The organism is Hymenobacter aranciens, from assembly GCF_030580865.1.
Lineage (GTDB): Bacteria > Bacteroidota > Bacteroidia > Cytophagales > Hymenobacteraceae > Hymenobacter > Hymenobacter aranciens.
The window spans coordinates 224,677-250,804 of sequence record NZ_JAUQSY010000004.1; the positions used below are offsets into that span (position 1 = coordinate 224,677).

The following is a 26,128-nucleotide window of genomic DNA, read 5'->3' on the forward strand; positions in this document are numbered from 1 at the left end:
CTCGCCGCATCTGCCGGCTTTCAGCAACTCTTAATTAACCCGTTTTTTCCAACTCTCTCACTTCATTACCCCATGAAAGCTTCCTTCACCTTCCGCCTCATTTCGCTCCTCACCCCGGCCCGTTGCCTGGGTTTGCTGGCCGTCGCCAGCCTGGGTTTCGCCCACAATGCTGCGGCCCAAACGGCCCCGCCCGTGCGCATCGCCCAGGTCGATGCCACCAACCTGCGTCTGCGCATCGACAACCCTGCGCAGCAGCGCAGCCAGCTGTCGGTGGTGCGGCAGGCCAGCGGCCAGGTGCTGCATAGCACCACCTTTCGCGATGCCGCCTACGGCTGCCGGCTCAACTTCCGCAATCTGCCCGATGGCCAGTACAGCATCCTGCTCAAGGCTGGCCCCGAGCGCTACCGCTACACCGTGCAGGTGCAAAACCACGGCGCCACGGCCGCCGTGCGCGAAATGGCCACGCGCCAGACGCAAAACCTGCTAGCGACGGCCGAGCAATAGCGGCCGGGCTGCATAGGTTCCGTAATCAATCCCCGGCCCGCCCACGGCCGGGGATTTTTTTTGCGGAGCAGGCAACGGTTTCGGGCCGCCGCCAGTCAACAACACCGAACGATTCCCTTTCTGCAATGCGTCGCTTTTTACTTCTGCTTTCGCTGGCCGTATCCGCCACCGCCGCCCCGGCCCAAACCTGGACCACCCAGCGTCCGCCCGCCGGCCTGTTTGCGCTTACCGACGTGCATTTTACCGATGCCAGCCACGGCTACGCCTCGGCGGCCGTCGGCGGGCTGCTGAAAACCATGAACGGCGGCCAGACCTGGGCCAGCCTCCCCTCGGGCGTGCCGAGCAGCCTGCGCGACGTGCATTTCTCGTCGGCCGACTCGGGCTACGTGGTGGGCAACGTCGGCGTGGTTATTCGCACCGTGGATGGCGGCGCCAGCTGGCAGCGCCACGATTTGGCCAACAACGGCGCGTCGGTCAACGGCGTATATAGCCACAGCAGCCGCCGGGCGCTGGTGACGCAGGGCGACCAGATTTTCCGCACCACCAACGGCGGACAAACCTGGACCGTGGCCTACACCTACAATGGCGCCCTGCCCATCTTTACCTTCCGCTTCCTGGAATTCGTGACGCCCAGCCTCGGCTACGCCGTGGGCGGCTACGCGGGCTCAATGGGCGGCACCACCCAGGTAGTGAAAACCACCGATGGCGGCGCTACCTGGACGCTGCTGCCCAACCTGGTGGCGGGCGGCACGGCGGTGGGCCCAGCGGCGGCCGTGGCCTTCCCCACCGCGCAACACGGCTACGTGGCCGACGTGAACCGCCGCCTCTTCCGCACCACCGATGGCGGCCAGACCTGGACGTTGGCCGGCCAGAACAATTTCGGCTCGTTCTATGGCATGCACTTCGTGGGCCCCAGCACCGGCTACGGCGTGGGCGACACCGGCAACATCCAATACACCACCGACGGCGGCCAGACTTGGACCGCCCAGGGCACGAACACCGACGACACCTACGCCAACGTGTATTTTCCCGCACCCACCGTGGGCTACGCCGTGGGCAGCGATGCCGGCGCTGGCCCGCGCGTGTTGAAGTTTACGAACCCAATGGCCATCAAACCAGCCGGTCCGCTGGCAGGCCTGGTGGCTTATCCAAACCCTGCCACCACCGCCGTGCAGCTGCCGCCGCTGCCCGCCAGCCTCAGCGGCCAGGCCACCCTGCTGGCCGCCGATGGCCGCGTGGTGCTCCGCCAGCCGTTGAGGGCTGCTACGGCTTCTGCATTGCTTACTGCCAGCTTGCCCGCCGGCCTCTATGTGCTGCGCATCGAAGCCGGGCAATATGCCACGCAGCAGAAGCTGATGGTGAAATAACTATGCAGGGGCGGGACTGCTCCCGCCCCGACAAGCAAAAGGCCCGGTAGCGTGTGCTACCGGGCCTTCTTATTGGCTGCTGCTACCGGCTAGCGGCGGCGCTTGTGGCTGCTTTTCTTCGCCGATGACGATTTGCTGCTCTTGTGGGCGCTGCTTTTCTTGCTGCTGGCCTTTTTCGTGCTGCTCTTTTTGCTGCTCGATTTCGAGTGCGCTTTGGAGCTGCTTTTCTTGCTGCTGTGGGTGCTATGCTTCTTGCTGCTCGATTTGGCGTGCGTGCTGCGCGTGGTGTGGTGCACGCGGCGGGCCGCGTGGGCCCGGGTGCTGTGCACGATGCGGGTGTCGCGGGCCGGGGCAGCCGCTTCCTCCACCGTTCGCACCTCGTCAGTAACGGGGGCGTTGGCGTGGGCCGTCACGTTGTTGGCATCCGTCTCGGGCGAGGCGGTGATGTCTTCGTTGGCGGCCTTCGGTGCGTCGGCCGCGATTTGCTTGCGACGCACGGGCATCAGAAAGTCGCGCTCAGCGCGCTCGCGGATGCTGAGCTTTTCTTCGCCCGGCAACTTGGTGACGGCGGGCGTTTTATCGGCTTGGGCGTGGGCGCTACTCACAGTCAGAATTATGGCAAACAGGGCCAGCAATTGCTTCATTTCGGAATATTATATGGCACGGTCGAAGCTACAAAGCTAGCCCTCACCTCGCCGGAATCCAAGATTGAGCCTGATTCTCCCCGGTGAGTGCAATTTTATCACCGGTGAGTGGCAGTTTTCAGACGGCCAATGGCTACAAGAACGTGTACCCCGACCTTCGGTTCGGGGTACACGTTCTATCGCCCAATCGTCAGCCTGCCACCGGCCGAGTGCGACCCAAACTCCGGCGCGTACAAACACTGCACCTGGCTCAGGCCACCCGAGAAATCACCGGCCTGGCTGGCCCGCAAACGGTACTCAAACACGTGCGTACCGCGCGGCACCGCGCTCAGGAAGAAGTTGGTCGCCGCATCACGCGGACTCTCATAATACCCCAGCCCATTCTGGTAGCGGTAGCCGCTGGTCTGGGCGATGGGCTCGAGGCCGGCGGCGCGCTGGTCCTTGAGATGCACGTACTCCAGCTCGCGGTCGGTGCGCAGCACCAGGCGCACTACCAGCGCGTCGCCCACTTTCAGGGGCGAAGTGGCGGTGAGCTTTTCGAGCTGCGGGCCGGCGGCGGTGCGGGTTTCGCGGTAGAGCTCGCGGGTGAGGCTGAGGGGCGTGGCGGCGGGCGTAATCTTGTCGAGGTCCTCGAAATACTGCCAGTACAAAGCGCCCCAGGCTACGCCGGCGTCGGTTTTCTGCACCCGCACCTTGCCTTGCGCGGGCTTGATTTCGGCGGCGGCCCAGGTGGTTTTGAAGTAGCCGGTGCCGGCCTGGGCGGCTTCGGGGCGCACGGTTTCGCCGCCCACCGTTATTTGCAGGGGCTGGCTGGGCGTGAGCCAGTCGGAGCCGCGTAGCAGCAGGGCGTAGCAGGCGTCGGCGGTGGCGCGGGTGCTTTCCCAGCTGTGGGTTTGCTTCTGCTTGAGCAGCCAGAGCTTCATCTCATCCACCGATTTCTGGTCGGCTTTCACTTCGTGGAAGGCTTCGATGAGCGTGGCCTGGGTTTCGGTGGGGGCCTCGCGCCAGTAGTAGCCGCCGCGCACTTCCTTCCAGTACATGCCCAGCTCGGGCGAGTGCAGGGCGTTTTCCGAGAGGGCGCGCAGGATGTCCTGAGCGGCCGGGGCCTTAGCTGACGCTGACCTTTGGTTGGCGTTGGCGCGGAAAAGCAGCAGGGCCGTCTGGGCCTGCAGGTAGCGCGTCTGGGCGGGCCAGTAGGTAGCGGCCTGGCCGCGGTAGTAATCGTAGGCCGGTTTGGCGCTGGCCGGGATGGGCGCGGTCCAGAAGCTGCGGGCGTAGAGCGCCTGAATGTGCAGGTCGCCAATGTGCTGCTCGGCCAGCTTGATGCCTTTGATTTTGCGCAGCTCGGCGTAGTCGCGGGCCAGGGCGTTGTCGAGGTAGCGCTGGGCGTCCTGCAGGATGTTGCGGGCCACGTCGTCCTGCTCGGCATCGAAGGCGCCCAGCTTTTTCAGCTTGCCAAAACCCGCCACGATGAGCTGGGTGATGTAGCGGTCGTCGGGCATTTTCTCGAACCACGGGAAGGCGCCGCTGCCGAGCTGCATGCGCTGGAGCTTGGCTAGGGCGGCGGTGGTTTCGGCGCGCAGCCGCACTTCGTCAAACAAGGTGCTGAGGCGGGCCAGGCGCTCGGTTTCGCCCTGGGCGTCGCGCACCCAGGGTGTTTCCTGGAGCAGCAGGTTTTTGAGCTCCTGGTTCTGGGCCAGCTTGCTTTCGAGGGCGTTTTTCTGGGCGGCGGTGCCGTTCTGGGCCTGGCGGTTCCACTCGACCAGCACGGTTTTGAAGCGCGGGTTCGACTTCAGAATCTGGGCGGCCAGCAGGTTGGCGTAGAGGCGGCTGAATACCTGCTCCGAGCACTCGTAGGGGTACTCCATGAGGTAGGGCAGGCTCTGCACGGCGTACCAGGCAGGGTTGCTGGTCATTTCCAGCGTCAGGCTCTGGTTGCGGCGGGTGGGGCTGCTGGTGCTGCTGAGCTTGGTCAGGTCGAAGTCGCGCGTGGCCGGGCCCACGATGGGGAGGGGCAGGCTTTCGGTGACGAGAATGCGGTTGGGGAGGACGGGCAGGGTGTTTTCCTCGCCGTCGGTGAAGGTAGTATTCGTACCTCCGAGGTCCGAATAACTACCCCCGAGGGTAGTTTTTGCACCTGTAAGGGTAGTTATTGGAGCTTTGAGGTCCGAAGTAGGTCCTCCGAGGGTAGTTTTTGCTCCTTCGAGGTCCTTATTAGGAGCTCCGAGGTGCTTTTTAGCTCGTCGCTGCTCCTTTTTAGTGCCTTTGGGGTCCGCCGAAGTACCTCCGTCGGTCTGCGCCACCACGCGGTAAGTCACGGCGGCCGGCGCGAAGTCACCCGGCAGCGCAATCTCCCAGCTCACGGCCGCGCTCTGCTGACCGTTGGCCGCCACGGCTTGCTGGGCGTTGCCTTTCAGCAGTTGGCTGGTAATGTCCTGCCCCGTGGCCGCATCGAGCAGAAACAGCTGGGCCGTGCCGCTCACCGCCGCGTCGGTCAGGTTCGAGAATTTGGCCTGGAAGGTGAACGAGTCGCCCTGCCGGAAAAAGCGCGGCGCGTTGGGCGTAATCTGAATTTGCTTTTGCGTGACGAGCTGCCGGGCCAGGCGGCCGGTGCGCAGGTTTTTGTCGTGGGCCAGGGTCAGCAGCTGCCAGCGCGTCACGGCCTCCGGCATCTGGAATTCGAGCACCACGTCGCCGTTCTTATCGGTGCGCAGGGCCGGCTGCCACAGGGCCGTTTCGCGGAAATCGGAGCGCGCCACGATGCCGCTGAGGTCGGCTTTGGGCGGGGCGGGGGGCGGCGGGGGCGGGGTGGCGTTGCCTGCGATAGCAACTTCTTTTAGCGCCATTCCACTAGGCGCAGCGGCCATTGCCGGAGCGGGCGCGGCCATCATCGCCATATCGGCGTTACTATCCTGCACCACGACAGCGTTAGAATAGCCCAACGACCTCTTGCTTCGACTCAGGAGCTTTCCATGGATAATGTTTCCTCCACCAAGCCAATTATTCAGCATCGGATACTCCAGTTCGCTCACGCCCGAATAAGGTGGGCTGAACAAACTCTGCCCATCCAGCTCCCCAAAATTCCCCGCCCATTCAAACCGCGAAGGGTAATAACTGCCGCCAAAATCCAGCCCCATCAGCCCATGCTGACGGAACACGTCAAGGCTCTGGTCATAGAGCGTGGCCAGCAGCTCGGCATCGGCGGGCTTGCCGTCGGCTTGGTGGATGGTCACGCGCCAGGTTTCCTTCTGGCCGGGCTGCAGCTTGTCGCGGAAGGTATTGATGGATAGCTTCAGCGGCTGCGGCGGCTCGGCCACCTGCACGGTAGCCGTGTGGTGGTAGAGGTGGTTGTCGCGTACCTGCGTGGTGTGGATGTAGAGCGGGCCCCGCGCCGTGGCCGGGCCGCTGGCTACTTCCAACCGCTGTTGCTGGCCGGCCGTCAGGGTCAGCCATTCCTTTTGCAGCAGCTGGCCGCCGCGCTCCACTTCCAGCAGCACGCGGGCATCGGTTTCGCTACTGCCTAGCAGCAGGGTGGCGGGCTGGCCGGGGCGCACGCTGTCGGCGGGCACCAGCACCCAGTCGGGCGTGGCATAGGGAATCTGGCTGGCCTTCGAGTCGTAGAGCACGAAATCCAGCTGCGCCTGCGCCGAATCCTGGCCCGCCACGCGGGCTTTGAGCTGGTAACGGCCGGTGGGCAGGCCCGCCAGCGCGGCCTGCAGGTTGGGCAGCGCGGGGCCGTTTTTGGTATCGAAGGGCAGCTCCTGCACCAGGCGCGGCCTGGCTTCATTCTCCTCGTTTTCAGGCACCGGACCGGGCACGCCGGGCGGCAGCGGGCGGTAGCTGCGCTCCAGCAGGCGCAGGGTGCCGGTGGCGGGCGTCGGCTCGCCGGTGGCATTGGTGCTGAATAGCTTAAACGCCTCCAGCGCCTGCTTGTCGGCCTTATCCGGCCCTTCCAGCCGCAGGCTGATGAGGTCTTTGCCGATGGTCAGGCTTTGGGTGCCGGTGCGGGTTTCGCCCGCCGCGTCGGTCACGTCGGCCGTGATTTCAAAAATGTACGTGGACTCCCAGCGGCGCTTGCCCGTTTTGGGCACCACCGGCGGCGTGAAGGTGATAGTGAAGCGGCCTTCGGCATCGGTCTGGGTGGTGCCGTGCGCAATTTCCTGGCTGCCGGCCCCGCCCCCACCGGGCACGAAGCGCCCGCCGTAGCCGAAGTACAGCATCAGCTCGCGGCGCGTGACGCGGTAGCTCACTGTGGCGCCGTCGGTGGCTTGCCCGGCGTAGGCTTTGGCCTGGCCGCGTAGCGTCAGCGGCTGGCCCAGGGCGGGCGTGCCCGTCACCGGCTCGAAGGTCACGGCGAAGGTAGGCCGCTTGTAATCTTCCACGGCGAAGCTCACGCTGCCGTCGTCGGTTTGCAAGCTCATTTCGCCATTGAGCAGGCTGGTGGGCAGCACCAGCGAGCCATGAAACGAGCCGAACTCCGACGTGGTGAAGGTCAGCGTCTGCACGGTCTGGCCGTTCACATCCTGCAAGCGCACGCTCACCGGCTGGCCAGTCAGCAGCGTGCTTTTTTCATTGACGTGCTGCGCCAGTACCCCCTTGAAATACAGCGTTTGCCCCGGCCGGTAAATGGCGCGGTCGGTAAACATAAACGTGCGGCGCTGCGTGGGCTCCAGTCCCGGGCGGCCGGGGTAGTAGTAGCCGTTCACGCCCGCCACCAGCAGCGTATCGGTGCCGCGCCAGATGCGCACGGCCTGCAGCTGCTCGCGGTTGTCGTTGGTGCTGGCGGGGGCCGGCAGCTGCACTTCGCCGCCGGGGTTGGTTTTCAGGATGTCGCTCGGGCGGCTGACGTAGTCTTGCTTTTTACGGTCGTAATACTGGTAGCTGGCCCGCGCCGATACGCCCGCCAGCGGCGCCCCGCTCTGCCGGTGTAGCACCAGCAGCTGCGGCGCGCCGGTGTCGGCCTCGCGGCGGTGCACGGCGCTTAGCTCGCTGGCGCCCAGCACGGCGTAGCTGGTCGCGGCCCCGGGGCGCTGCTCCAGCGGCTTGTCGGCTTGGTTGCTCAGCACCACCAGGTAGTAGCCGGCGGGCAGGGCCGTGCCCGCTGCGCTTATTTTCTGCGTTTTATAATCGAGCGGATGCGCAGGTACCGGCACCGCCCAGTTAGCAACCGGCTTATTTTTCAACGCCCGGGCATAACGTTCGGCAAAGGTGCGTTGCCGCGAATCGTAGCGTCCAAAAGCCTCCCACTCCTGCATGGTAATGCGGTAGGCCCAGGCGTGTAAGCTACTCAGGTTGAGCGCCGTAGCATCGAGTCGCCAGGGCTGGCCGGGCGTCACGATGTCGGCGGCCGAAAAATCCAGCTCCGGCCGCTCGATTTCCTCCCGAATACTCCGCGCCCGCTGCGCCCCCCGCGACTTCGGATACGCCTTCTCGGCTTCCTTCGCCAGGGCCACCGCCGCCACGTTTTCCCCCGCTTCGTGCAGGGCCTGCACCCGCCGCGCCGTAAACTCCGTGCTGATGGGTAGGGTCTTATACGTCTCCGCCATGCGCACCAGCGCTGGCACATACAGCTCTGCCAAGTCGGTCCCCGGCGTGATGCCGTGCAGGTAATCAAGCCGCTGCAAGTCCACATCGGCCAGCGCGGCCACGTTCTGCGGAGCCAGTTGCTGGCGCGAGGCCGTGAGGCGCTGCAACAGGTGCAGCGTGTGCAGCTGCCCGTTCAGCGAATCGACCTCCGGGGCCAGCAGGCGCAGGGCGGCAAACTCGGCAGCTGTACCAAACACCTTCGGCTCGGTGAGCAGGAATTGCTGCTCGGGCCGGGTCACGTACAGCTCCTGGTTTTGCAGCCCCTGAATGGCGCGGTGCGCCAGCAAATCGTAGAGTGAGGGGCGCAGGGCGCGGCCTTCGGCATCGCCGCCGGTGGCCAGGTCGCCCAGCTCGGCCAGGGTGGTTTTCAGCTGGCGCTGGGGCTCATCTTCCACCGATTGGTAGTAGTGCCGCACGATGGTGGCACCCAGCCGGCCCAGGTCCCAGGTGGCGAGGCCGGTACCGCCGTCGGCAGTGGTGTTGCCATCGTCGGGGCGGGGCTTGGTCCCGGCGGTACGCTGGTAGAGGCGGTAGCGGTTTTGGTTTAAGTAATTAGTGTAAAGCTCGGCCAGCAGCGAGTGCAGGATAGGCCGGGCCGGGAAATTAGCCGTTTGCAAGTCCTTTTCGAGCAGGCTGATGGCTTTTTCGTCGGCATCTTCCTCCTTGCGCTGCAACAGCCTGATTTTGTAGAGCAGGGCTCGCACGTAGGCGGGGGCGTTGTTCTGCTTTTTGGCATCCTGATACAAGGCTTCCACCAGCGGCGCGGCGGTAGCCGTCTGGTCTTTAGCAAGCAGGGTATCAATCTTTTTCCAGCGCGGCCCGAAGGGGCCGGGCGGCGGGGCCGGGGCGGCCGAGTCGTTGCTAAACGTCATCAGGACAAGTAAAAGAGCAAACAGGATATAACGCATGGGCACTTATAAAAGCAAAAAAACGATAGCCGCCACGCCTTCTACGATGCGGACCGGGGCGGTATTGCATACTGCGGGCCAAAGTTCATCGTTTGGCAATAGCTAGAGTGGTAGCATGAATCCGATAACGCTCCTAGTAGTTGTCAAATTATAAAAAAGTTAAGCCTGGTATTGCGCCTATGCCATTTGGACTTAGCTTTGTCCCGCATTTTTTTCATCACTCATTTTATGCAAGTTAAGTTTTACACTATTCTAACCACCCTGGCCTGTCTGGCGGGTGCCCATTCGGCCAGTGCCCAGTTCAGCATCGGTCCCCGACTAGGCCTGAACCTGGCCGATGTTGCGCTCAGCGGTGACCTCGATGGCGATACCGACACAAAAATCTCAGCCGGCGTGCAGGTTGGGGTGGCGGCTACCATTGGGCTGGCCGACAAATTTGCCTTCCAGCCCGCGCTGCTGTACTCGCAGAAGGGCTTCAAGCGGGAACAGACCGAAACCGAAACCTTTGGTGGTATTACATACACGGCCTCCTTCTCTTCCAAAGCCAGCTTCAACTATCTGGAAGTGCCGCTGAATTTCGTATTCACCACCGGGGGCGAAAACGGCTTTCAGGTTTTTGCCGGCCCTTACCTGGCTTACGGAGTGGGCGGCAAAACTGAATCCAAATACTCCGTAAAGGACGCTAACGGCACTACTTACGACAGCGGCTCCGAAAACAAAACGGTGAAATTTGCTGATAAGGAAGGCTCGGATGATTATTCCTACGTCCGGGCTCTCGACCTGGGCCTTAACGGTGGCCTGGGCTACCGGCAGGGTCCGTTCCAGGCGCAGGTAGGCTATGGCCTGGGGCTCGGCAACCTGATACCCCAGAATGAGAATGGTGACGAATATGATTACAAAGCGCGCAACCGGGTAATTCAGGTATCGGCTACTTATTTCTTCAGCGTGAAATAAATGCTTGTCGCTTATAAAAAAGCCGGCTGACCTTTTGGGTCGGCCGGCTTTTTTATATTTCTGAATGGCTGCTCAAACCTTGGCTTCCAACCCTTTCAGCACCGCTTCGGCCTGCAGCACGTGGCGCTGAATGTGGGCTACCAGAAACTCCAGCTGGTCCGTCAGCCGCAGGCGCAGCAAGGGCATAAGCGGGTTGGGGATGCGCACCATATTGGCATTCACCTGGCGAGCCAGCAGCACCAGGCGCAGCAGCTCATCGAGCTGGCGGCTATACACTTCCGTGACCGTGCGAGGCAGGCGCGTGCCGGTGGGTGCGTAGCGCTGGGGCGTGGTCAGGGCCCGCTCGGCGGCCGGGCGGCGCATCGATTCGATGAGCCGCCGGCCGATGAAACCGCTCTTGGCCGTATCGGCGGGTTTGGAACCTGCTGCCATGGCTTTATTAAGACGGGCGGCAATTTCGGGCAGGTAGTGGCCACCCACAATATTGAGGTGTTCAAGGCATTGGCCCACGCTCCAGCGGCTGGGGCTGGGCCGCCGGTTCAGCACGTCGGGGCTGAGGGGACGGAAGTGCTGCTGCGCCTGCACCCGCAGCAGCAGCAGCTGGTCGGTGAGGCGGTCGAAAAACTCGGGAGTAGCGCGGGCGTCTGTGGGCATAATTCGAAGGAAACCTAACCAACCGTAAACATACCATTTAACGGTCGGTTTTCGGACAAAACAACGGCCTGAACGGCCAAACACCGGAGATATTTACCAGCCGTCCGGTATCTTGGCCGCATGGTAAACGAATGGACAGCGCGACTGGGCTTGCTGGCCGGGCTCGGCTTAGTGCCTTGGCTGGCACCAGCCCAGGCCGTGCCCAACCCCGGCGAACGGGTCGAAAGCCTGGTCACTTTCGGCGCAGCGTCGGACAAAACCTGGGGCGACGACGACTATACGCAAACTTTCTTCTTTCTGATACCTGAAGGCCAGCGCCAGCCGGTGTACATCCGGGTGTGGGACCCCGACTGTGGCGGCCAGAACGACGACCTCAAGGGCTCGGCCAGCACTACCACCTCGTTCAGCCTCTACGGCGGCGCGGGTACTTTTAGCGGTCCGGGCGCCCGCGAGCCCCACGCCATACCCAACCCCAGCGGCCGCCTCATCAAAAGCCAGACCTTCGGCAACGAGCCGAAGTACGACGGCAAGTGGTTCACCTTCGGCCCGCTCAACCCGCTGGAAGGCGAGCCGGTGAGCGAATTCAAGGGCCGCGTGTTCAAAATGATAGCCAAGGGCCTCAGCGGCAACGACGGCAACCTGTACCGCTACTTTTTCAGCACCAGCCCCACGCAGAACATTCCCGTGGAAGGCGGCAATGCCTTTACGTACAAATACGGCTTCCGCTTGCCGGCCACCAGCAGCAAGGCTACCGTGCACCTCTACCCTTTCGTTAACGACCGGGTAGTGAGCATCAAGCAAAGCAATTTTGACATGGACAACGCGGCGAAGCTGACCATCTTCAGCATCGCCAAAAACGGCCACTCCGGTGTGGTGAGCGGCGATGGCGTGTGGGCCAACAGTACGCTACCCATCGTGGACAAAGAGCACGGCCTGAGCCTGGACTTCCGCCTCACCTCCAACCTGAAGACGCCCAACGACCTGGTTTTCTACGTCACCGACCAGTACGATACGGCCCTGCCCTTCTTCGCCATTCCGCTGGGCGGCCCACCGCGCTACCAGTACGATATCGACGTGAAGGTGCACCGGTAGGTGAGTTATGAATTATGAGTTAAAAGTTATGAGTTGAAATCGGACTTAGTTCTACTGCGAGGTTATTAACTCATAACTTTTAACTCATAACTCATGACCATTCGCCCTTACACCCCCGCCGACCGCGCCGCCTGCCTGGCCATCTTCGAGAGCAATATGCCGCGCTACTTCGCGCCTGATGAGTTGCCCGGCTTCGCGCGCTGGCTTGATGCGCAGGATGCTGGCCGCCTGGCGTATGCCGAAAGCCTGGCCGAGCCATATTTCGTGGTGGAGGTAGCCGGGCAGGTCGTGGCCTGCGGCGGCCTCGGCATCTACCTCAAACAGCCCTTGCTCACGATGGCCTGGGGCATGGTGCGCAACGACTTGCACCACCAGGGCACTGGCCGGGCGCTACTCCAGCATCGTCTGCAATTCGCGGCTACGCACCACCCCAGCTACGCCGTGGTGCTGGATACTTCCCAGCATACCTACCCATTTTTTGAGAAGCTGGGCTTTCAGGTAACGAAAGTCACTCCCGACGGATACGGTCCCGGCCTGCACCGCTACGATATGCAGCGCCCTGCCCAGCGGTAAACAGAAAAGCCTGATGCAGTTGCAGCAGGCTTTTCTTTCGAGGGTTTGGTTTGGCGGTTACTCAGCCGCCTGCTCGTCGTCGCGGCCGGCGTTGCGGCGCGGGGCGCTGCCATAGTCCGTGTCGCTGGCTGGCGGGCTGGCGGCGGCATCATTAGCGGGCTGGCTTTGGCGGTCGGCATCGGGGCGGGCACCGGGGTTTTTATCGTTGTAGGAGCCGCCTTTGGAGCCGTAGCCCTGGCTGGTGTCGCCGCCCTCAGTGGCCAGTTTGGTACCGACGGTATTGCCCTGGCGCTCGGCCCCGGTGTGAGGGTCCGAGGGCTTGGGCTGCTCGCTGCGCTGGTGGCCGTAGCCGTAGCCCTCGCCCTGGGGGGCCTGGGGGGCATTGGGGCCACTGGGGGCGGCGCCACCGGCCGGCTGCTGCGCGGTGCCGGCCGAGTCGTGGTGTTCGCCGCCGGCGCTGCCCTGGTTGTCGTAGCCCCCGCGCGAGGAACGCTGGTCTTCGCTTTGGTTGCGGCCGGGCGCGGGCGGGGTTTCCAGGGGCTGGCCGACGGTGCGGGGCAGGCCCACGCCGCTGGTGTGGCCGTAGTCGGGGGCGTAGCCAGCGCCCTGCACTTCCACCGAGCCGTTGTCGTTCTGGTGGGCGGCAGCGGCATCGGTGCGGTCGGGCAGGTTGCGGTTGTCGAAGTCGTTGCCGCGGCCGTCGGTGGGCTGGTGGGCAAAAACGGGCGCGGCGGGCGGCGTGTCGATAACGGCGGCCTGCTCCACCGGCGAGGCTTGCACGTCGGGCCGCTCGTCGTGGCCGTCGTAGGCTTGGTAGGCATTCACGTCGCCACCGTCGGCGCGCACCACGCCTTCGCCGTAGTATTTTCTATCAATGCCGCCGTGCTCGGTCACGCCTTCGCGAAACTGATTACCGAAGCCGCCGTGGGTCGCACCCTGCGCCCCCTGCACGCCAAACTCGCCGCGGTCGGCGCTGCTGGCCTGGTTATCGGCGTGGGCCTGGTCGTTGTACACATCCCGGGTCGACTTGTTGAAGTTGGGGTCGGGAATTTCGCTGGGCTGGGATTTCCGGATTTCAGCCAGGTCGGCGGGGTCGGGGCGGGCGGCGGGGCCGCTGCCATGGCCGGTGGCGCTGGGCTGGCCCACGGCGGGCACGGGGCGGGCGGCGGTGTTTTCGGCCGGGCCGCCGAGGGGGTTGCCGGCAATGTAGTTGGCCTCGGTGTTGAGGTCTTTTTCTTCTTCGGTAGGCATGACAAACAAGGGGAATCGGTGAAGGCCGGCCGGAAACCTACGGGCCTCTTTCCTATACGCGGCCCCGTTCGTGTAGTTCAGGCGCTAGGGCGGTGGCGCGGCGGCTTCGCGGTTTTTGCCTTTTATTTGCCGTCTTCACCCATTCTTTTAGTTGCTATGCTTACTGGCACCGTCAAATTTTTCAACGACACCAAAGGCTTCGGCTTCATCGTCGCCGACGATACGCAGGAAGAAATCTTCGTTCACCAAACCGGCCTCATCCACGAAATTCAGGAGGGCGACCGGGTCGAATTCAACATCAAGGCCGGCAAGAAAGGCCCCAATGCCGTGGATGTGACGCGGATTGTGTAAGTAGAACGACAAAACCAGAACGTCATCCTGAGGCGCAGCCGAAAGGACCTCGCCCACTTCTCTGTGGCAGTAAATTCAACCGTTCAAACGGTGATGATTACTGCTGCACGAGGCGCGGGCGAGGTCCTTTCGGCTGCGCCTCAGGATGACGTTCTTTTATATTTTACCGCTTTACTTCACCTTCTCCACCCGCACCCCGATGGCCATCAGTCCCGGCAGCTGGTCCTGGCGCATGTACTGCTCCAGCGTAAGGGTATAATTGCCCGCTTGGGCAAACTGCTGGTTAGGCAAAGCCAGAATCTGGTGGTCGAAAATATCCCCGGTGCCGGTGCCGCGGGGCTCGCCGGTTTTGGGGTCCAGCAGTATCATCTGGTGTAGCAGGGCCGACTTCACGCGGCCGCCGGGGCCCGTGAGGGTATGCTTCACGTAGAGGTTGTAGAAGCCGTAATCGGCCGCGTTGCGCACGTTGAAATACACGTTGTAGCGCGTCGTCGTGTCGGCAATGGCAAAGGTGAAGCTGGGCTTCTGCTGCACGTCCCAGGAGTAGTTGGGAAAGTCCGTGTTTTGCTCGAACACCCGGTTGGGGTCGCAAGCCATAAGGCTGGCGGCCAGTAGCCCGAAGGCGGCCACCCGCCAGCTTAGGAAGAAACTAGTACGCATGACTTAGGCGCTGGGAGGAGTAGGAGCTGCATTGCCGGTGCCGCCTTCGCTGCTCCGGCCGCCACGGCGGCCACCTCGGCCGCGGTCGCGGCGGCTGCCGCCATCGCGACCACCCTCGCGCCCTTCGCGGGGCGGACGGGCTTCGCCCTCGGGGCGGGACGCGGCAGTGGCATCGGGCTGGCGCGGGGGGCGGTTGCGGCCACCCTCGGGGCGCGGCTCGGGGGCGGCGCCTTCGGGGCGGGGGGCGTTAGCGTCGCGGCCCTCGCGGCCTTCCCGACCATCGCGGCTGCGGCCGCTCCGGCGGTTGCTGGGGCGGGCGGCTGCGCCGCGGCGGCCGCGCTGTTCGGCAGTTTCGTCGGCGGCGGGGCTGGTGAGCTGCTCGGGGGGGCGGGGTCCGCCGGGGGTATCAATGACTACCGTGGCCGGACGGGCGTCGCGGTCGCGGCGCTCGGGGCGGCCTTCGCGGTTGGGCCGGTCGGCGCGGGGCTCGCGGTTTTCGCGGCCTTCCCGGGGCTCGCGGCCTTCGCGGGCGGGACGGTCGGCGCGGGGCTCACGCGGCTCGCGGCCTTCGCGGGCCGGGCGGTCGGCGCGGGGTTCACGGCCTTCGCGGGTCTCTTTGGGCTCGCGGATTTCGCCGCTGGCGCCGGCTTCGCGGCCGGGCTTGTCGCGGTCCTTTTTCTTGCGCTTGCTGCGCTTGCTGGTCTTGATTTGGTCGTCGAGGCGGTCGAGCGAGCCTTCCACGATGGCCGACACTTCGGGCTCAGGAATTTCCTCGCGGGGCGGCAGCAGGCTGTCGATTTTCTCGCCGCGCTTGTTCATTTCCAGCAGCTCTTTCACGCGGCTGGTGTCGAGCATCACCCAGTTGTTGTCGCCCTTGAAGGCAAACCACATGCGGCGGCGGAAGATGTCGGTTTTCTGCAAAAAGGCTTCGCCCTTTTCCGTTTGCAGCGGGCGCTGCACCGAGGGAATGTCTTTCAGCGCGTCGAGGTAGGCGTCGAGCTCGTAGTTGAGGCAGCACTTGAGGCGGCCGCACTGGCCGGCCAGCTTCTGGGGGTTGAGGCTCAGGTTCTGGTAGCGGGCAGCGGTGGTGCTCACGGTTTTAAAATCCGTGAGCCAGGTGGAGCAGCACAACTCCCGCCCGCAGATGCCGATGCCGCCGATGCGGCCGGCCTCCTGGCGCAGCGAAATCTGGCGCATCTCCACGCGCACCCGGAATTCATCGGCCAGGCGGCGGATGAGCTCACGGAAATCGACCCGGTCCTCGGCTGAGTAGTAGAACAGGGCGCGGGTGCGGTCGGCCTGGTACTCCACGTCGGAGAGCTTCATTTTGAGGCGCAGCTCGCTTACCACGGCGCGGGCGCGGAACATAGTGCCGTTTTCCAGGTCGCGCACGGCCTGCCAGCGCTCCTCGTCGTCGGGGGTGGCGATGCGCAGGATGGGCTTGATTTCCTTGGAGTCGGTGGGGACTTTCTTTTTGCGCATCTGCAGGCGCACCAACTCGCCCTTCAGGCTGACATGACCGAGGTGCCAGCCGCTGCCGGTGGCCTCTACCACCACGGCGTCGCCGGTGGTGAGGTTGAGGCGCTGGTCATTGCGAAAGAAGTCTTTCCGGCCGCCTTTGAAGCGAATTTCGACGATATCGAAGCCGGCGAAGGAGTCGGGCACGGCCACGTCGGCCAGCCAGTCGAACACATTTAGGCGGGTGCAGCCGCCGGAGCTACAGCTCCCTTTGGAGCCGCAGCCGCCTACCGAATCGGTAGAGCAGCCGCCGCCAGATGAACAGGATGAACAAGCCACGAGGGTGGGAATTTATATGAGTGAGGCGGCGCTTTCTCCGGGCCGCGCGATGAGTTCGGAATCTAGCAAAGATAACCCGTTTGGGGGGTGGTTGGGTTTTGGCATTCCGAACAGCCTGCGGTACGGCAGGCCGTAAGCAAATGCCCCACCCCGGCCGCAAGGGCTGGGGCGGGGCATCGCACTGGTGGTAAGTACCTACTCCTTTGGTTTGGCGGCTGCCTTCGGCTTGGGCGCCGGCGACTCTTTTACATCGAACCCATAGGGGCCGAGGGCGGCGGGGTTGCTCTTGTGCTTGCCCAGCAGGGTGTCGCGGCTGCGCTGGCCGATATTGGTGAATTTTTCCAGTAGCGTGTTGCGCTGACCGTAGAGGTCTTTCAAATCCCGCTCCATTTTGTCGATGTCCTTCTGTATTTTAGCAGCCTTGGCTACTTCGGGACCTATCTCATCCCAGTCGGGCTCGTCGAGGATGACCAGGGGCGACTTGTTCCCCAACTCCTAGTGGTGGGCGTAAATATCACCGGTGAGTTTGATAAGCTCGTTGGGATTTTTGGGTATTTCTACCCGTGGTTTGTGGGCCATGCGTGAAAAGTGGTTAAAGTTGATAATAAATCCGGCGCCAAATTAATTATCTTTTTGATTTCTTCAAACACTGTAGCCCTATTTTTTTAGTTGCCCACCCGCGCCTTAACTAATTGAAGGTCATTCCCGCCCCGATGCGTTCATGAAAAGCCTGCCATCGGGTCCGCAGCCCTGCTTTCCGCTCCATTTCACTTAAAGCCGGAGCCAACTTTGGCAATGTCGGAGCCGAATTTTATAATGTCGGCTTCGATTTTATAAAAGTCGGGGCCAACTTTATGAGTACCGGACCCAACTTTATAGAAAACGGACCCGACTTTCAAGAAGTCGGGTCCGTTTTCTATAAAGGCGAAGTCGGATTTACTACCGGCAGCGCCGTCTTTGCTTCGATTAAAGCCAACCTTACCTCCGTTGATACCAATGGTGGCAGTGTTGAAGCCGCCAGGGCTTCCGACGACGCCATAAGCGCCGGCTTAGCTCCCCGGCGTCAGCACCACTTTCACGCAGCCGTCCTTTTTGTGCCGGAAGATGTCGTAGCCGTGGGGCGCCTGGCTCAGGGGCAGGCGATGGGTGATGATGTCGTCGAGCGTGACCTCGCCGCGCGACACGTGGCCCATCAGCTTGTCGATGTGCTTGTGAGCCGGGGCCTGCCCGCCGCGCAGGATGATACCCTTGTCGAAGAACTGGTGGATGGGGAAGTTGTCGAACGGCGACGAGTACACGCCGAGCACCGTCACGTAGCCGCCGCGGCGCACGGCGCTCATGCAGGTGGTCAGCACCTTGTCGGAGCCTTTTTCGAGGTTGATGACGGCCTTGGCCCGGTCGAGCAGGTTGCGGTCGGGCTCGAAGCCCACGGCTTCCACGCACACGTCGGCGCCGTAGCCGAAGGTCATAGCCCGGATTTCATCCACCACCTGGTCGTGGCTCTGCCACAGGATGCCCTCGGCGTTGGCCGTCTTGGCGGCCTTATCGAGGCGGTACTGCTGGGTGTCCACGATAATCACGCGCTTAGCGCCGCGCAGCCAAGCCGATTTGGCGGCCATGATGCCTACTGGGCCGGCCCCGAAAATGGCAATGACTTCACCGCCCTTCACCTCGGCCCAGTCGATACCGGAGTAGCCGGTGGGGAAGATGTCAGTGAGGAAGAGCACCTGCTCATCGGTCAGGTTATCCGGCACTTTGCGCGGGCCAAAGTCGGCGTAGGGCACCCGCACAAACTCGGCCTGCCCGCCGTCGTAGCCGCCATACAGGTCGGTGTAGCCAAACAGCGCGCCGCCCTTCTCGGTCAGCAGGCCGCCCTCCGGCCCGTAGTGCTCGGGGTTCGAGTTTTCGCAGTGCCCCGGCATCTCGTGGCTGCAAAACATGCAGTGCCCGCAGGCCACCGGGAAGGGCACCACCACGCGGTCGCCCACCTTGAGGTTGCCCACGCCGCGCCCCACTTCCTCCACAATGCCCATAAACTCGTGCCCGAGCGTCATGGGCCGGGGCTGCGGAATGCTGCCGTTGTAGATGTGCAAATCGGACCCGCAAATGGCCGTGCTCGTCACCCGGATAATGGCATCGCGCGAATCCTCAATCTTAGGGTCGGGCACGTTGTCGACCCGCACGTCGCGGGCCCCGTGAATCACCAATGCTTTCATAAAAAGAAGTAGTTAGGAAGTGGAAAGAAGAAACTTCTCTCCTGCCTAACGGCCGCTTTTCGGATGGGGTTGCTAGGGTTGAGGTTGGGAAGGCAGAACGACAAGCTCCCCTCCTTGGAACCAAAGGTCGGCGAAGCCAAAGGAGGGGATGTTTTGCCGCAGGCAAAACGGGGGTGGTTCGCCGGGTCGCGCCGCCTGGGCTTTCAAGAGAATTACTGCGTCGTTCTATTGGCGCGACCGGTTCAACCACCCCCGTTCGCTGCTCAGCGCAGCTCACATCCCCTCCTTTCCAAGGAGGGGAGCTTGTCGTTCTGCCACCCTTACAACTCGCTCTATTGCCCTTATAGCTGATACACCAACACCCCCTCCGCCGTGAATACATACGCATACCCCTCGCCCAGCAGCACCTGCCGCACTCCCTCGGCCGGCACCGTGGCCGGCAGCGCCACGGTGCGCTCCGTCAGGTTGTAGAGGTGGAAGAAGTGCAGCGCCCCGCTGCTCACGTAGTACAGCTCGTCGCCCTTAAATCCCACCGTACTCAGCCCCAGGAAGGGCAGCTTCTTCTTATAATTTCCGAGGTTGTCGAAGACGTAAATCCCGGTCGTGCGGTCCACCAGATAGGTGTTGTTCTGGTATTGGCGGATAAAGCGGAAGTCCGGCCGCGTGCGCCCGATGATGAGGTCGAGCGGCGTGTTCTGCACCAGCCGCAGGGTCTGGGGGTCGAATTCGCGCAGTACCAGATTACTCTCATCGAGCAGCCAGATTTGATTGTCGGGCGCCAGCGTGGCCACGCGCACCATGCCGTCCACGTAGTCGGCCAGCCGCAGCTGCGACAGCGGCGCCAGAAACCTATCGAGCAGCAGAATTTCCTGCCGGTCGTCGTAGAATACCAGCGTGTTGGTCACGTTCCAGGCTTCCACCAGCGCCGTGTGGCCCGGCTGCGGGGGCGAGTAGGTATTCAGCGGCAGGCCCTCGGCGCCGTACTGGCGCAGGTTGTTGTCGGCATCAGTGAGGTACAGCGCCCCGCGCCGGTCCAGCGAGGCCGCGCCGGGGTTCGGTATTTTGATGATGCGCAGTAGCCGCCAGCTGTTGCCGTTGGGCGTGCCTAGCACGTCCGGCTTGGGCTTGGGGGCTTCCAGCGGGGCCACCGTGCCCGCCGGCGCCACCGAGGCCGCCGAGGGCACCGTCACCTGCGCCTGGACTTTGTTAGCCGTTAGCTGATAGCTGCCAGCGGTTAGTAGCATCAGGCTCCATAGGTGCCGCTTTGCCGCCCCCGTGCTACGCGGGAAGCTGCTGCTCAAAATGCCGCAAAGCCAGTTCGTTGCCATCATACACGCCGTAAGAACAATAATTGACCCATTCTCCCAAATTCACGTAGCGGCTGCCCGGCCCCACCGCCACATCGAGCGGCAAGTGCCGGTGCCCGAATACGTAGTAGTCGTGGTGCTGCACAGCCTCCAGCTCGCGGCAGTAAATCAGCAGCCACTCGTCCTCGCCGAAGTAATTGGCATCGGCCGCGCCATTCTGCAGCCGGCTGCGCTTACTCCAGGCGTTGGCAATGCCGATGCCCGTGTTCGGGTGCAGCCGGGCAAACAGCCACTGCGTGAATTTGCTGTTGAACATCGGTTTCAGCACCCGCTTGTAGGCGTGGTCGCCCGGCCCCAACCCGTCGCCGTGCCCAATGTGCAGCAGCTTGTCGCCGATGCGCTGCGTCACCGGGTTGCGCAGAATGGGAATACCCATCTCCTGCGTGAAGTAGCCGAACATCCACATGTCGTGGTTGCCGGTAAAGAAGGTAATGGGCAGGCCCGCATCGGTCAGCTCCGCCAGCTTGCCCTGCAGCCGGCTAAAGCCCCGCGGAATAGCGTGCTTGTACTCAAACCAGAAGTCAAAAATGTCGCCCAGCAGGTAAATAGCCGCCGCATCCTGCGCCACCATGTCTAGCCAGCGTACAATGCGCCGCTCCCGCGCCAGCGAGCTGGCCGCATCCGGCGCCCCGAGGTGAAAATCAGAAGCGAAATAAACACGCTTGCCCGGCGGCAGGAGTAAGTCGGGCAGTTGCGGAGGCAGTTTCATGCAGTAAATAACGGAAGAACGACAACTCGCCTCCTTAGAAAGGAGGGGATGTGAGGCGCGAAGAGCGCCGAACGGGGGTGGTTGAGCCGTCCGCGCCGTTAGAACGAAAGCAGTAGTTCCTTGTTCTATTCTCTACTATTTAACAAAAGCCCAGCCGGCGCGGACGGGCGAACCACCCCCGTTGCGCTTGCAGCGCAACATCCCCTCCTTTCCAAGGAGGGGAGCTTTTCGTTCATTCATCCTCCAGCAAAAACAGCGAAATCCGGCGTGGACCGTGCGCCCCCAGTACCAGCGTTTTCTCAATATCGGCCGTGCGGCTCGGCCCCGTCGTCAGCGAAACCATCGACGGCAGTGCTGTCCCGTACCGCTGCTGCATTACTCGCAGGGCATCGCCGATTTCAGCTACCACCTGGCTGGGGCGGGCCAGCACCACGTGCTGGTCGGGGTAGATGCTGAGGCGGCGGCCGCTGGCCGAAGCTGCGCTTACCAGCACGCTGCCGGTGCGCGCCACCAGCGCCTCGCACGACGTCAGCCCCCAGTCGGCGTGGGCTAGGAATTCGGTTTCATCAGCCTGAAAAGCTACGCCAGCCGCCCGCAGGATTTCCTGCATGGCCGGCTCCCACACGAAGGGCCGCCCCAGTTGCTGCCGCTCCCGAAACGTCGCCAACTGCACCGCCAGCTGCGCCCGCGTCTCGCAGTAATAAAACTCTCCGCCTGCCCCCTGAAAGCTCTGGGCAAAGGCCAGCACCTCATCATCGCCCGCCAGCGGCGGATGCACGGGGGCCGTAAAATCGGGGCGCGGCGGCAGCGGCGCGGGCTGCGCCAGGCCGGTGCGGATGCGGGTGAGAATGGCCTCGCGGGCAGTTTCGGACATAAGGCAAAATTACGGGGAAAGAAAAAGCCAGCCCGGATGGGGCTGGCTTTTCGGTTTTTTTGACGGCAAGCTGAAGCTTACCGCACCTCATTTATACCGGCGTTACGGCGCTGCCTGCTTCCACGTCGGAGCCGGGGCGGGCCAGGCGGTTGTCGTCGATGCCGGGCAGTTTCAGCTCGGGCAGGTCGTTGAGCAGGCCGGCGGCGGCTTGCTCGCCTTTCACTTCGCTGGCGGTTTCGCTGCGGTCGGTGCCGTGCATGTGGGCCTGGTAGGTGGTCTGCGAATCGAAGGGGCGTTTGCCCACGAGACGCTCCAGGTCGTCCTGCAGCAGCACTTCTTTCTCCAACAGCTCCTTGGCCACCACTTCCAGCTCGTGCCGACGCTCGGTCAGCAGCTCCTTGGTGCGGATATAGGCCTGCTCGATGATGTGGCGGATTTCCTCGTCAATAATCTGCGCTGTAGCCTCCGAGTAAGGCTTGGTGAAGCCGTACTCGTTCTGCCCTTTCGAGTCGTAGTACGAGATGTTGCCCAGCTTCGGGTTCATACCATAGATAGCCACCATCGACTGCGCCGTTTTGGTGATGCGCTCCAGGTCGCTCAGCGCACCGGTCGAGATTTTGCCGAACACGATTTCCTCCGCAGCCCGGCCGCCCAAAGTCATGCACATCTCGTCGGTCATCTGCTCCACGTTGTACAGAAACTGCTCCTTAGGCAGGTACTGCGCGTAGCCCAGCGCGGCCACGCCGCGCGGCACAATGCTCACCTTCACCAGCGGGTCGGCGTGCTCCAGAAACCAGCCCGCGATGGCGTGCCCGGCCTCGTGGTAAGCCACGATTTTCTTTTCCTCTGGGCTGATGATTTTGTTTTTCTTCTCCAGGCCGCCGATTACGCGGTCAATGGCATCGGTGAAGTCTTGATTAGTAATGAACTTCTTATCGCGGCGGGCGGCGATGAGCGCGGCCTCGTTGCACACGTTGGCAATTTCAGCGCCGGCAAAACCGGGCGTCTGCGCCGACAGCTTCTTGGCGTCCACATCCGGCCCCAGGGTCAGGGGCTTGAGGTGCACGTTGAAAATCTCGGTGCGGCCGTTGATGTCGGGCCGGTCGATGCTGATTTGACGGTCGAAGCGGCCGGGACGCAGCAGGGCCGAGTCCAGCGTATCGGGCCGGTTGGTGGCAGCCAGGATGATAACGCCCGAGTCGGTGCCGAAACCGTCCATCTCCACCAGCAGCGAGTTCAGGGTGTTTTCGCGCTCGTCGTTGCCGCCGGGCGTGCTGCCGCGGCTCCGGCTCCGGCCCACGGCGTCAATCTCATCGATGAAGATGATGCACGGCGCTTTGCTGCGGGCTTGCTTAAACAAGTCGCGCACCCGGGCCGCGCCCACACCCACGAACATCTCGACGAAGTCGGAGCCCGAGAGCGAGAAGAACGGCACATCGGCCTCACCGGCCACAGCCTTCGCCAGCAAGGTTTTGCCAGTGCCGGGAGGTCCTACCAAGAGTGCCCCTTTTGGAATTTTACCGCCGAGGATTGTGAATTTCGAAGGGTTCTTGAGGAACTCCACGATTTCCTGTACCTCCTCCTTGGCTTCTTCCAGCCCGGCCACGTCCTTGAAGGTAATTTTCACCTTATCACCGCCTTCAAACAAAGCAGCGCGGCTCTTGCCGATGTTGAAAATCTGCCCGCCGGGCCCGCCGCCACCGCTCATGCGGCGCATCAGAATCCAGAAGCCTACCAGCAGCAGGCCGTAGAAACCCAGTGTGGTCAGCGTATCCAGGTAATTAGGGCTCGAGTCGATGTTCAGCGGTAGGCGCTGGGCCTCGGGCAGCTCTTTCTGAATGCGGTCCAAATCTTCCTTGAAGAGCTTGGCATCCACCACCGGGAAGTAGAACTGCGGGTCGCCGCTCACGCCCAGGGGCGAGCGTTGCGCGATTTTGTTCCGGTACTCGGGTTTGGCGAGGGCTGTTTTTTTCAGCGTCACGTCTACCAGCTTGTCCTTCTCGTTGTGGATGGTGATATCGCGCACATCGCCAGCGCGCAGCATCACTTCGAAGTCCTGCTGGTTGATTTTGACCGAGGAGTTGAAGCCCCGCGTCACAATTATTCCAAACACGAACACCAGCAAGCCAGCCAGGGCCCACAGCTGCATCCCCGGGCGGGGACTGGGCGTGGTGCCACCGGCCTTTTTCTTTTTATTGGGCGTTTTATCCGACATGAAAAATAGATAGTTAGAATCAGGCAGAAACCAGGGGCGCAACACCGCGTCGGGCGCAAATGTTCGCTGCCGCCAGCGCACTTGCGCTTGCAGCGGTAAGACGCACGAAGGGCGTAATTATTTTACCGCGCTCCTTCCTCGTTTTCGATGTAGCTGATTTCGGCGTCGCCCCACAACTCCTCCAGAGCGTAGAACTTGCGGCGGTCACGCAGGAAAACGTGCACGACTACATCGACGTAGTCGAGCAGCACCCACTCACGGTTGGTGCGGCCTTCGGTTTGCCAGGGGCTTTCGCCGGAGGCTTTTTCTACTTCTTCCTCCACCGAGCGGGCAATGGCTTCGATTTGGGTATCAGAGTTCGCCGAGCAGATGATGAAATAATCGGCGATGGAATTCTTGAGGTCTTTCAGATTCATCACCACGATGTCGGACGCTTTTTTGTCCTGCATGCCGCGTACGACGATATCTGCCAATGTGTCCGAATCCTGCCGGACCAGGGTGCTTTTCATATTCTCTTGTTAGGTGTGAGCTTTGCAGCCGAAAGGCAACGTTAGTTAAAAATACGGAAAAAGGCGTGGTTATTAGTCCCCAGACCCTCTTCACGGGCCGGCAACTGATTTGGTTGCCGGAATGTCCGTCCACCAATTCGGAGGCTCAGGCCCTGCTCGTCCAAAACCGGGCCAGCGACGGCTGCACCGTCATTACGGGTTACCAAAGCCAGGGCCGGGGCCAGCGCGGCAACCAGTGGCACGTGGCCCCGGGCGAGAACCTGACGCTTTCCGTTATCTGGCAGCCCACGTTTCTGGCCGCCAGCCAGCAGTTCCTGCTGAGCCAGGCCGTGGCTCTGGCCGTACACGACTGGGCCAGCACCCTGCTCGGCCCCGACCCGAAGCTGAAAGTGAAGTGGCCCAACGACCTGTATTTTGGCAACCAGAAGTTTGGCGGCATTCTGATTGAAAACAGCCTTAGCGGCCCAAAGATTCAACACAGCATCGTCGGAATTGGCTTAAATATCAATCAGCAGCAATTTCCCATCGCCACGGCCACCTCGCTGGGCCAGCTCACCGGCCGCGCCTATGCCCTGGATGTGCTGGCCGCCCGCCTGCTCGAATGCCTGGAGCGGCGCTACCTGCAGCTACGCGCCGGGCAGATAAGCACCCTGCGGGCCGATTATTTAAAAGCTCTCTATCGCTACCAGGAAACCCACTTTTTTGAGGTGGATGGGCAGCGGGTAGAAGGGCAGATTGTGGGCGTGGAGGAGGACGGGCGGCTGGCCGTAGCCCTTAGCGCCCAGGAGCTGCGCCGATTCGGAATGCAGGAAATTCGGCACGTGGTGTGAAGACGAATTTCGGCAGATAATTCACTCATCGGCTACGCAACAACCTTGAACGACGGCCGGGGTTTATGGCCCATTGACCTACGAAAAACCAGTGTTCATCGTAAACCACTAAAAGTTTTTTGCATCTGCCTGAAAAAAGCTCTAGCTTGCAGGCAACCGAAGCAGCGTTACTGCCGAGTTGGCATTAGCAAAGCAACGGTTGGGCTCTTTTTTGGGTCTATCAATCCGATTGCGGCGCGTTTTCGTTGGTTGCGCGGCGGTTTTGCGGCCCGGCACGGTGCTTGCAAAAGGCCAATCCACGAGCTACCTCACCGCCGCTCGTTTTCTTAATCTGACATTCTCTCCTGCATTTCAACCATGCGCCTTTTTACTAAGCTTATTCTTTCCACTTTACTAGCGGCTAGCTCGTTGGTTTCGGCCTTGGCCGGCACGGTCACCATCACGGTGGGCGACAATTTTTACCGGGGGCCCGATGGCACCTCTACCATCACAATGGCTGCCAACGACCAACTGGTGTTCAGCTATCCAACGGGCAATAGCAGCCACCCGACCATGTCGGACAGTTCGCCGGCCGCCTGGAGCACTTTCCCGATGAACCCCAACTCGCGCACCAAGACGTTTGCCCCGAACACGTTTACGCCCGGCACTTACGCATTCCACTGCACGGCCCACTCCGGCCAGACGGGTACGCTGATTGTGACGGCTGTAACTGCCACCGCCGATGCCCGCCTCACGGCCCCGGTGCTCAACCTCTTCCCCAACCCCAGCAAGGGGCAAGTGACGCTGCAAATCAGCCAGCGCCCGGGGCAGGACGTGAAGCTGCGCCTGAACAACGTGATTGGGCAGGAAGTACGCTCGGTAGCTTTGAAGCCGGAGCTGCTGGCCAACGGGCAGGTAATTAACCTGAGTGACCTGCCGTCGGGGGTGTACTTTTACAGCGTGCTGGTGAACGACAAAGTAATGAGCACGAAACGCCTGATACTCCAGAATAATTAAGTGCGAAACACTTGATTGCAAGAATCGAAAAGCAGCCCCCGGGCTGCTTTTCGTGTTTATGGGCTGTAGCA

Annotated in this window: 21 protein-coding genes; 8 read left to right on the plus strand and 13 right to left on the minus strand. The window is 62.4% G+C overall.

The annotated features are described in order from the left end of the window. Window positions 1–72: 72 nt before the first annotated feature. Both Q5H93_RS07295 and Q5H93_RS07300 read left to right on the plus strand, forming a co-directional pair. Window positions 73–504, plus strand: a complete 432-nt coding sequence (locus tag Q5H93_RS07295) for a hypothetical protein (protein WP_305005850.1) — start codon at window positions 73–75, stop codon at window positions 502–504. A 125-nt stretch (window positions 505–629) separates the two neighbouring features. Further along, on the plus strand, window positions 630–1,871 hold the full coding sequence (locus Q5H93_RS07300; RefSeq protein WP_305005851.1) for a YCF48-related protein: 1,242 nt from the start codon (window positions 630–632) through the stop codon (window positions 1,869–1,871). An 89-nt stretch (window positions 1,872–1,960) separates the two neighbouring features. On the opposite strand, the gene Q5H93_RS07305 is transcribed toward Q5H93_RS07300, so the two are convergent. Both Q5H93_RS07305 and Q5H93_RS07310 read right to left on the minus strand, forming a co-directional pair. Then, window positions 1,961–2,515, minus strand: a complete 555-nt coding sequence (locus Q5H93_RS07305) for a hypothetical protein (RefSeq protein WP_305005852.1) — start codon at window positions 2,513–2,515, stop codon at window positions 1,961–1,963. 176 nt (window positions 2,516–2,691) lie between these two features. Then, the gene (locus tag Q5H93_RS07310) at window positions 2,692–9,009 is read right to left on the minus strand and encodes an alpha-2-macroglobulin family protein (RefSeq protein WP_305005853.1); all 6,318 of its coding nucleotides are present in this window, start codon (window positions 9,007–9,009) and stop codon (window positions 2,692–2,694) included. Between the two features lie 228 nt (window positions 9,010–9,237). On the opposite strand from Q5H93_RS07310, the gene Q5H93_RS07315 reads away from it, so the two are divergent. Beyond that, on the plus strand, window positions 9,238–9,963 hold the full coding sequence (locus tag Q5H93_RS07315; RefSeq protein ID WP_305005854.1) for a porin family protein: 726 nt from the start codon (window positions 9,238–9,240) through the stop codon (window positions 9,961–9,963). 72 nt (window positions 9,964–10,035) lie between these two features. Here Q5H93_RS07315 and Q5H93_RS07320 read toward each other — a convergent pair whose 3' ends face one another. After that, window positions 10,036–10,617, minus strand: a complete 582-nt coding sequence (locus tag Q5H93_RS07320; protein WP_305005855.1) for a DinB family protein — start codon at window positions 10,615–10,617, stop codon at window positions 10,036–10,038. Window positions 10,618–10,737: 120 nt separating this feature from the next. On the opposite strand from Q5H93_RS07320, the gene Q5H93_RS07325 reads away from it, so the two are divergent. Together Q5H93_RS07325 and Q5H93_RS07330 are read left to right on the plus strand one after the other, a co-directional pair. Continuing rightward, complete coding sequence (locus Q5H93_RS07325; protein ID WP_305005856.1) at window positions 10,738–11,709, plus strand: hypothetical protein; 972 nt, start codon at window positions 10,738–10,740, stop codon at window positions 11,707–11,709. Window positions 11,710–11,802: 93 nt separating this feature from the next. Continuing rightward, entirely contained in the window at window positions 11,803–12,282 is a 480-nt protein-coding gene (locus Q5H93_RS07330) for a GNAT family N-acetyltransferase (RefSeq protein WP_305005857.1), read from the plus strand. A gap of 57 nt (window positions 12,283–12,339) precedes the next feature. On the opposite strand, the gene Q5H93_RS07335 is transcribed toward Q5H93_RS07330, so the two are convergent. Then, window positions 12,340–13,533: a hypothetical protein gene (locus Q5H93_RS07335; protein WP_305005858.1), complete on the minus strand. Its 1,194-nt coding sequence runs from the start codon at window positions 13,531–13,533 to the stop codon at window positions 12,340–12,342. A 156-nt stretch (window positions 13,534–13,689) separates the two neighbouring features. On the opposite strand from Q5H93_RS07335, the gene Q5H93_RS07340 reads away from it, so the two are divergent. Next, a complete protein-coding gene (locus tag Q5H93_RS07340) occupies window positions 13,690–13,884 on the plus strand; it encodes a cold-shock protein (RefSeq protein ID WP_305005859.1) in 195 nt (64 codons plus the stop codon). A gap of 171 nt (window positions 13,885–14,055) precedes the next feature. On the opposite strand, the gene Q5H93_RS07345 is transcribed toward Q5H93_RS07340, so the two are convergent. The 9 genes from Q5H93_RS07345 to rsfS all read right to left on the minus strand — a co-directional run bounded on the left by Q5H93_RS07345 (window position 14,056) and on the right by rsfS (window position 24,231). Further along, window positions 14,056–14,544 carry a gliding motility lipoprotein GldH gene (locus tag Q5H93_RS07345; protein ID WP_305005860.1) on the minus strand — a complete coding sequence of 163 codons (489 nt, stop codon included), beginning with the start codon at window positions 14,542–14,544 and terminating at the stop codon, window positions 14,056–14,058. 3 nt (window positions 14,545–14,547) lie between these two features. Beyond that, complete coding sequence (locus Q5H93_RS07350; protein ID WP_305005861.1) at window positions 14,548–16,341, minus strand: regulatory iron-sulfur-containing complex subunit RicT; 1,794 nt, start codon at window positions 16,339–16,341, stop codon at window positions 14,548–14,550. 195 nt (window positions 16,342–16,536) lie between these two features. Then, entirely contained in the window at window positions 16,537–16,833 is a 297-nt protein-coding gene (locus Q5H93_RS07355; protein WP_305005862.1) for a hypothetical protein, read from the minus strand. Window positions 16,834–17,390: 557 nt separating this feature from the next. Continuing rightward, the gene (locus Q5H93_RS07360) at window positions 17,391–18,557 is read right to left on the minus strand and encodes a zinc-dependent alcohol dehydrogenase (RefSeq protein ID WP_305005863.1); all 1,167 of its coding nucleotides are present in this window, start codon (window positions 18,555–18,557) and stop codon (window positions 17,391–17,393) included. A gap of 341 nt (window positions 18,558–18,898) precedes the next feature. Further along, a complete protein-coding gene (locus Q5H93_RS07365; protein WP_305005864.1) occupies window positions 18,899–19,801 on the minus strand; it encodes a hypothetical protein in 903 nt (300 codons plus the stop codon). Window positions 19,802–19,835: 34 nt separating this feature from the next. Continuing rightward, window positions 19,836–20,633: a UDP-2,3-diacylglucosamine diphosphatase gene (locus Q5H93_RS07370; protein WP_305005865.1), complete on the minus strand. Its 798-nt coding sequence runs from the start codon at window positions 20,631–20,633 to the stop codon at window positions 19,836–19,838. Window positions 20,634–20,865: 232 nt separating this feature from the next. Next, entirely contained in the window at window positions 20,866–21,507 is a 642-nt protein-coding gene (locus Q5H93_RS07375) for a LutC/YkgG family protein (RefSeq protein ID WP_305005866.1), read from the minus strand. 91 nt (window positions 21,508–21,598) lie between these two features. Further along, window positions 21,599–23,722, minus strand: coding sequence for an ATP-dependent zinc metalloprotease FtsH (gene ftsH, locus Q5H93_RS07380; RefSeq protein WP_305005867.1), 2,124 nt, complete (start codon window positions 23,720–23,722; stop codon window positions 21,599–21,601). Window positions 23,723–23,844: 122 nt separating this feature from the next. Further along, a complete protein-coding gene (gene rsfS, locus Q5H93_RS07385; RefSeq protein WP_305005868.1) occupies window positions 23,845–24,231 on the minus strand; it encodes a ribosome silencing factor in 387 nt (128 codons plus the stop codon). A gap of 65 nt (window positions 24,232–24,296) precedes the next feature. On the opposite strand from rsfS, the gene Q5H93_RS07390 reads away from it, so the two are divergent. After that, entirely contained in the window at window positions 24,297–25,061 is a 765-nt protein-coding gene (locus Q5H93_RS07390; RefSeq protein WP_369810993.1) for a biotin--[acetyl-CoA-carboxylase] ligase, read from the plus strand. A gap of 357 nt (window positions 25,062–25,418) precedes the next feature. Next, window positions 25,419–26,057: a T9SS type A sorting domain-containing protein gene (locus Q5H93_RS07395; RefSeq protein ID WP_305005869.1), complete on the plus strand. Its 639-nt coding sequence runs from the start codon at window positions 25,419–25,421 to the stop codon at window positions 26,055–26,057. Window positions 26,058–26,128 lie beyond the last annotated feature (71 nt).

What these genes read in the sequence shown, in the direction of transcription:
- Q5H93_RS07295 (WP_305005850.1), top strand. Translation starts at nt 73, where the DNA reads ATGAAAGCTTCCTTCACCTTCCGCCTCATTTCGCTCCTCACCCCGGCC.
- Q5H93_RS07300 (WP_305005851.1), top strand. Translation starts at nt 630, where the DNA reads ATGCGTCGCTTTTTACTTCTGCTTTCGCTGGCCGTATCCGCCACCGCC.
- Q5H93_RS07305 (WP_305005852.1), bottom strand. Translation starts at nt 2,515, where the DNA reads ATGAAGCAATTGCTGGCCCTGTTTGCCATAATTCTGACTGTGAGTAGC.
- Q5H93_RS07310 (WP_305005853.1), bottom strand. Translation starts at nt 9,009, where the DNA reads ATGCGTTATATCCTGTTTGCTCTTTTACTTGTCCTGATGACGTTTAGC.
- Q5H93_RS07315 (WP_305005854.1), top strand. Translation starts at nt 9,238, where the DNA reads ATGCAAGTTAAGTTTTACACTATTCTAACCACCCTGGCCTGTCTGGCG.
- Q5H93_RS07320 (WP_305005855.1), bottom strand. Translation starts at nt 10,617, where the DNA reads ATGCCCACAGACGCCCGCGCTACTCCCGAGTTTTTCGACCGCCTCACC.
- Q5H93_RS07325 (WP_305005856.1), top strand. Translation starts at nt 10,738, where the DNA reads ATGGTAAACGAATGGACAGCGCGACTGGGCTTGCTGGCCGGGCTCGGC.
- Q5H93_RS07330 (WP_305005857.1), top strand. Translation starts at nt 11,803, where the DNA reads ATGACCATTCGCCCTTACACCCCCGCCGACCGCGCCGCCTGCCTGGCC.
- Q5H93_RS07335 (WP_305005858.1), bottom strand. Translation starts at nt 13,533, where the DNA reads ATGCCTACCGAAGAAGAAAAAGACCTCAACACCGAGGCCAACTACATT.
- Q5H93_RS07340 (WP_305005859.1), top strand. Translation starts at nt 13,690, where the DNA reads ATGCTTACTGGCACCGTCAAATTTTTCAACGACACCAAAGGCTTCGGC.
- Q5H93_RS07345 (WP_305005860.1), bottom strand. Translation starts at nt 14,544, where the DNA reads ATGCGTACTAGTTTCTTCCTAAGCTGGCGGGTGGCCGCCTTCGGGCTA.
- Q5H93_RS07360 (WP_305005863.1), bottom strand. Translation starts at nt 18,557, where the DNA reads ATGAAAGCATTGGTGATTCACGGGGCCCGCGACGTGCGGGTCGACAAC.
- Q5H93_RS07365 (WP_305005864.1), bottom strand. Translation starts at nt 19,801, where the DNA reads ATGCTACTAACCGCTGGCAGCTATCAGCTAACGGCTAACAAAGTCCAG.
- Q5H93_RS07370 (WP_305005865.1), bottom strand. Translation starts at nt 20,633, where the DNA reads ATGAAACTGCCTCCGCAACTGCCCGACTTACTCCTGCCGCCGGGCAAG.
- Q5H93_RS07375 (WP_305005866.1), bottom strand. Translation starts at nt 21,507, where the DNA reads ATGTCCGAAACTGCCCGCGAGGCCATTCTCACCCGCATCCGCACCGGC.
- ftsH (WP_305005867.1), bottom strand. Translation starts at nt 23,722, where the DNA reads ATGTCGGATAAAACGCCCAATAAAAAGAAAAAGGCCGGTGGCACCACG.
- rsfS (WP_305005868.1), bottom strand. Translation starts at nt 24,231, where the DNA reads ATGAAAAGCACCCTGGTCCGGCAGGATTCGGACACATTGGCAGATATC.
- Q5H93_RS07395 (WP_305005869.1), top strand. Translation starts at nt 25,419, where the DNA reads ATGCGCCTTTTTACTAAGCTTATTCTTTCCACTTTACTAGCGGCTAGC.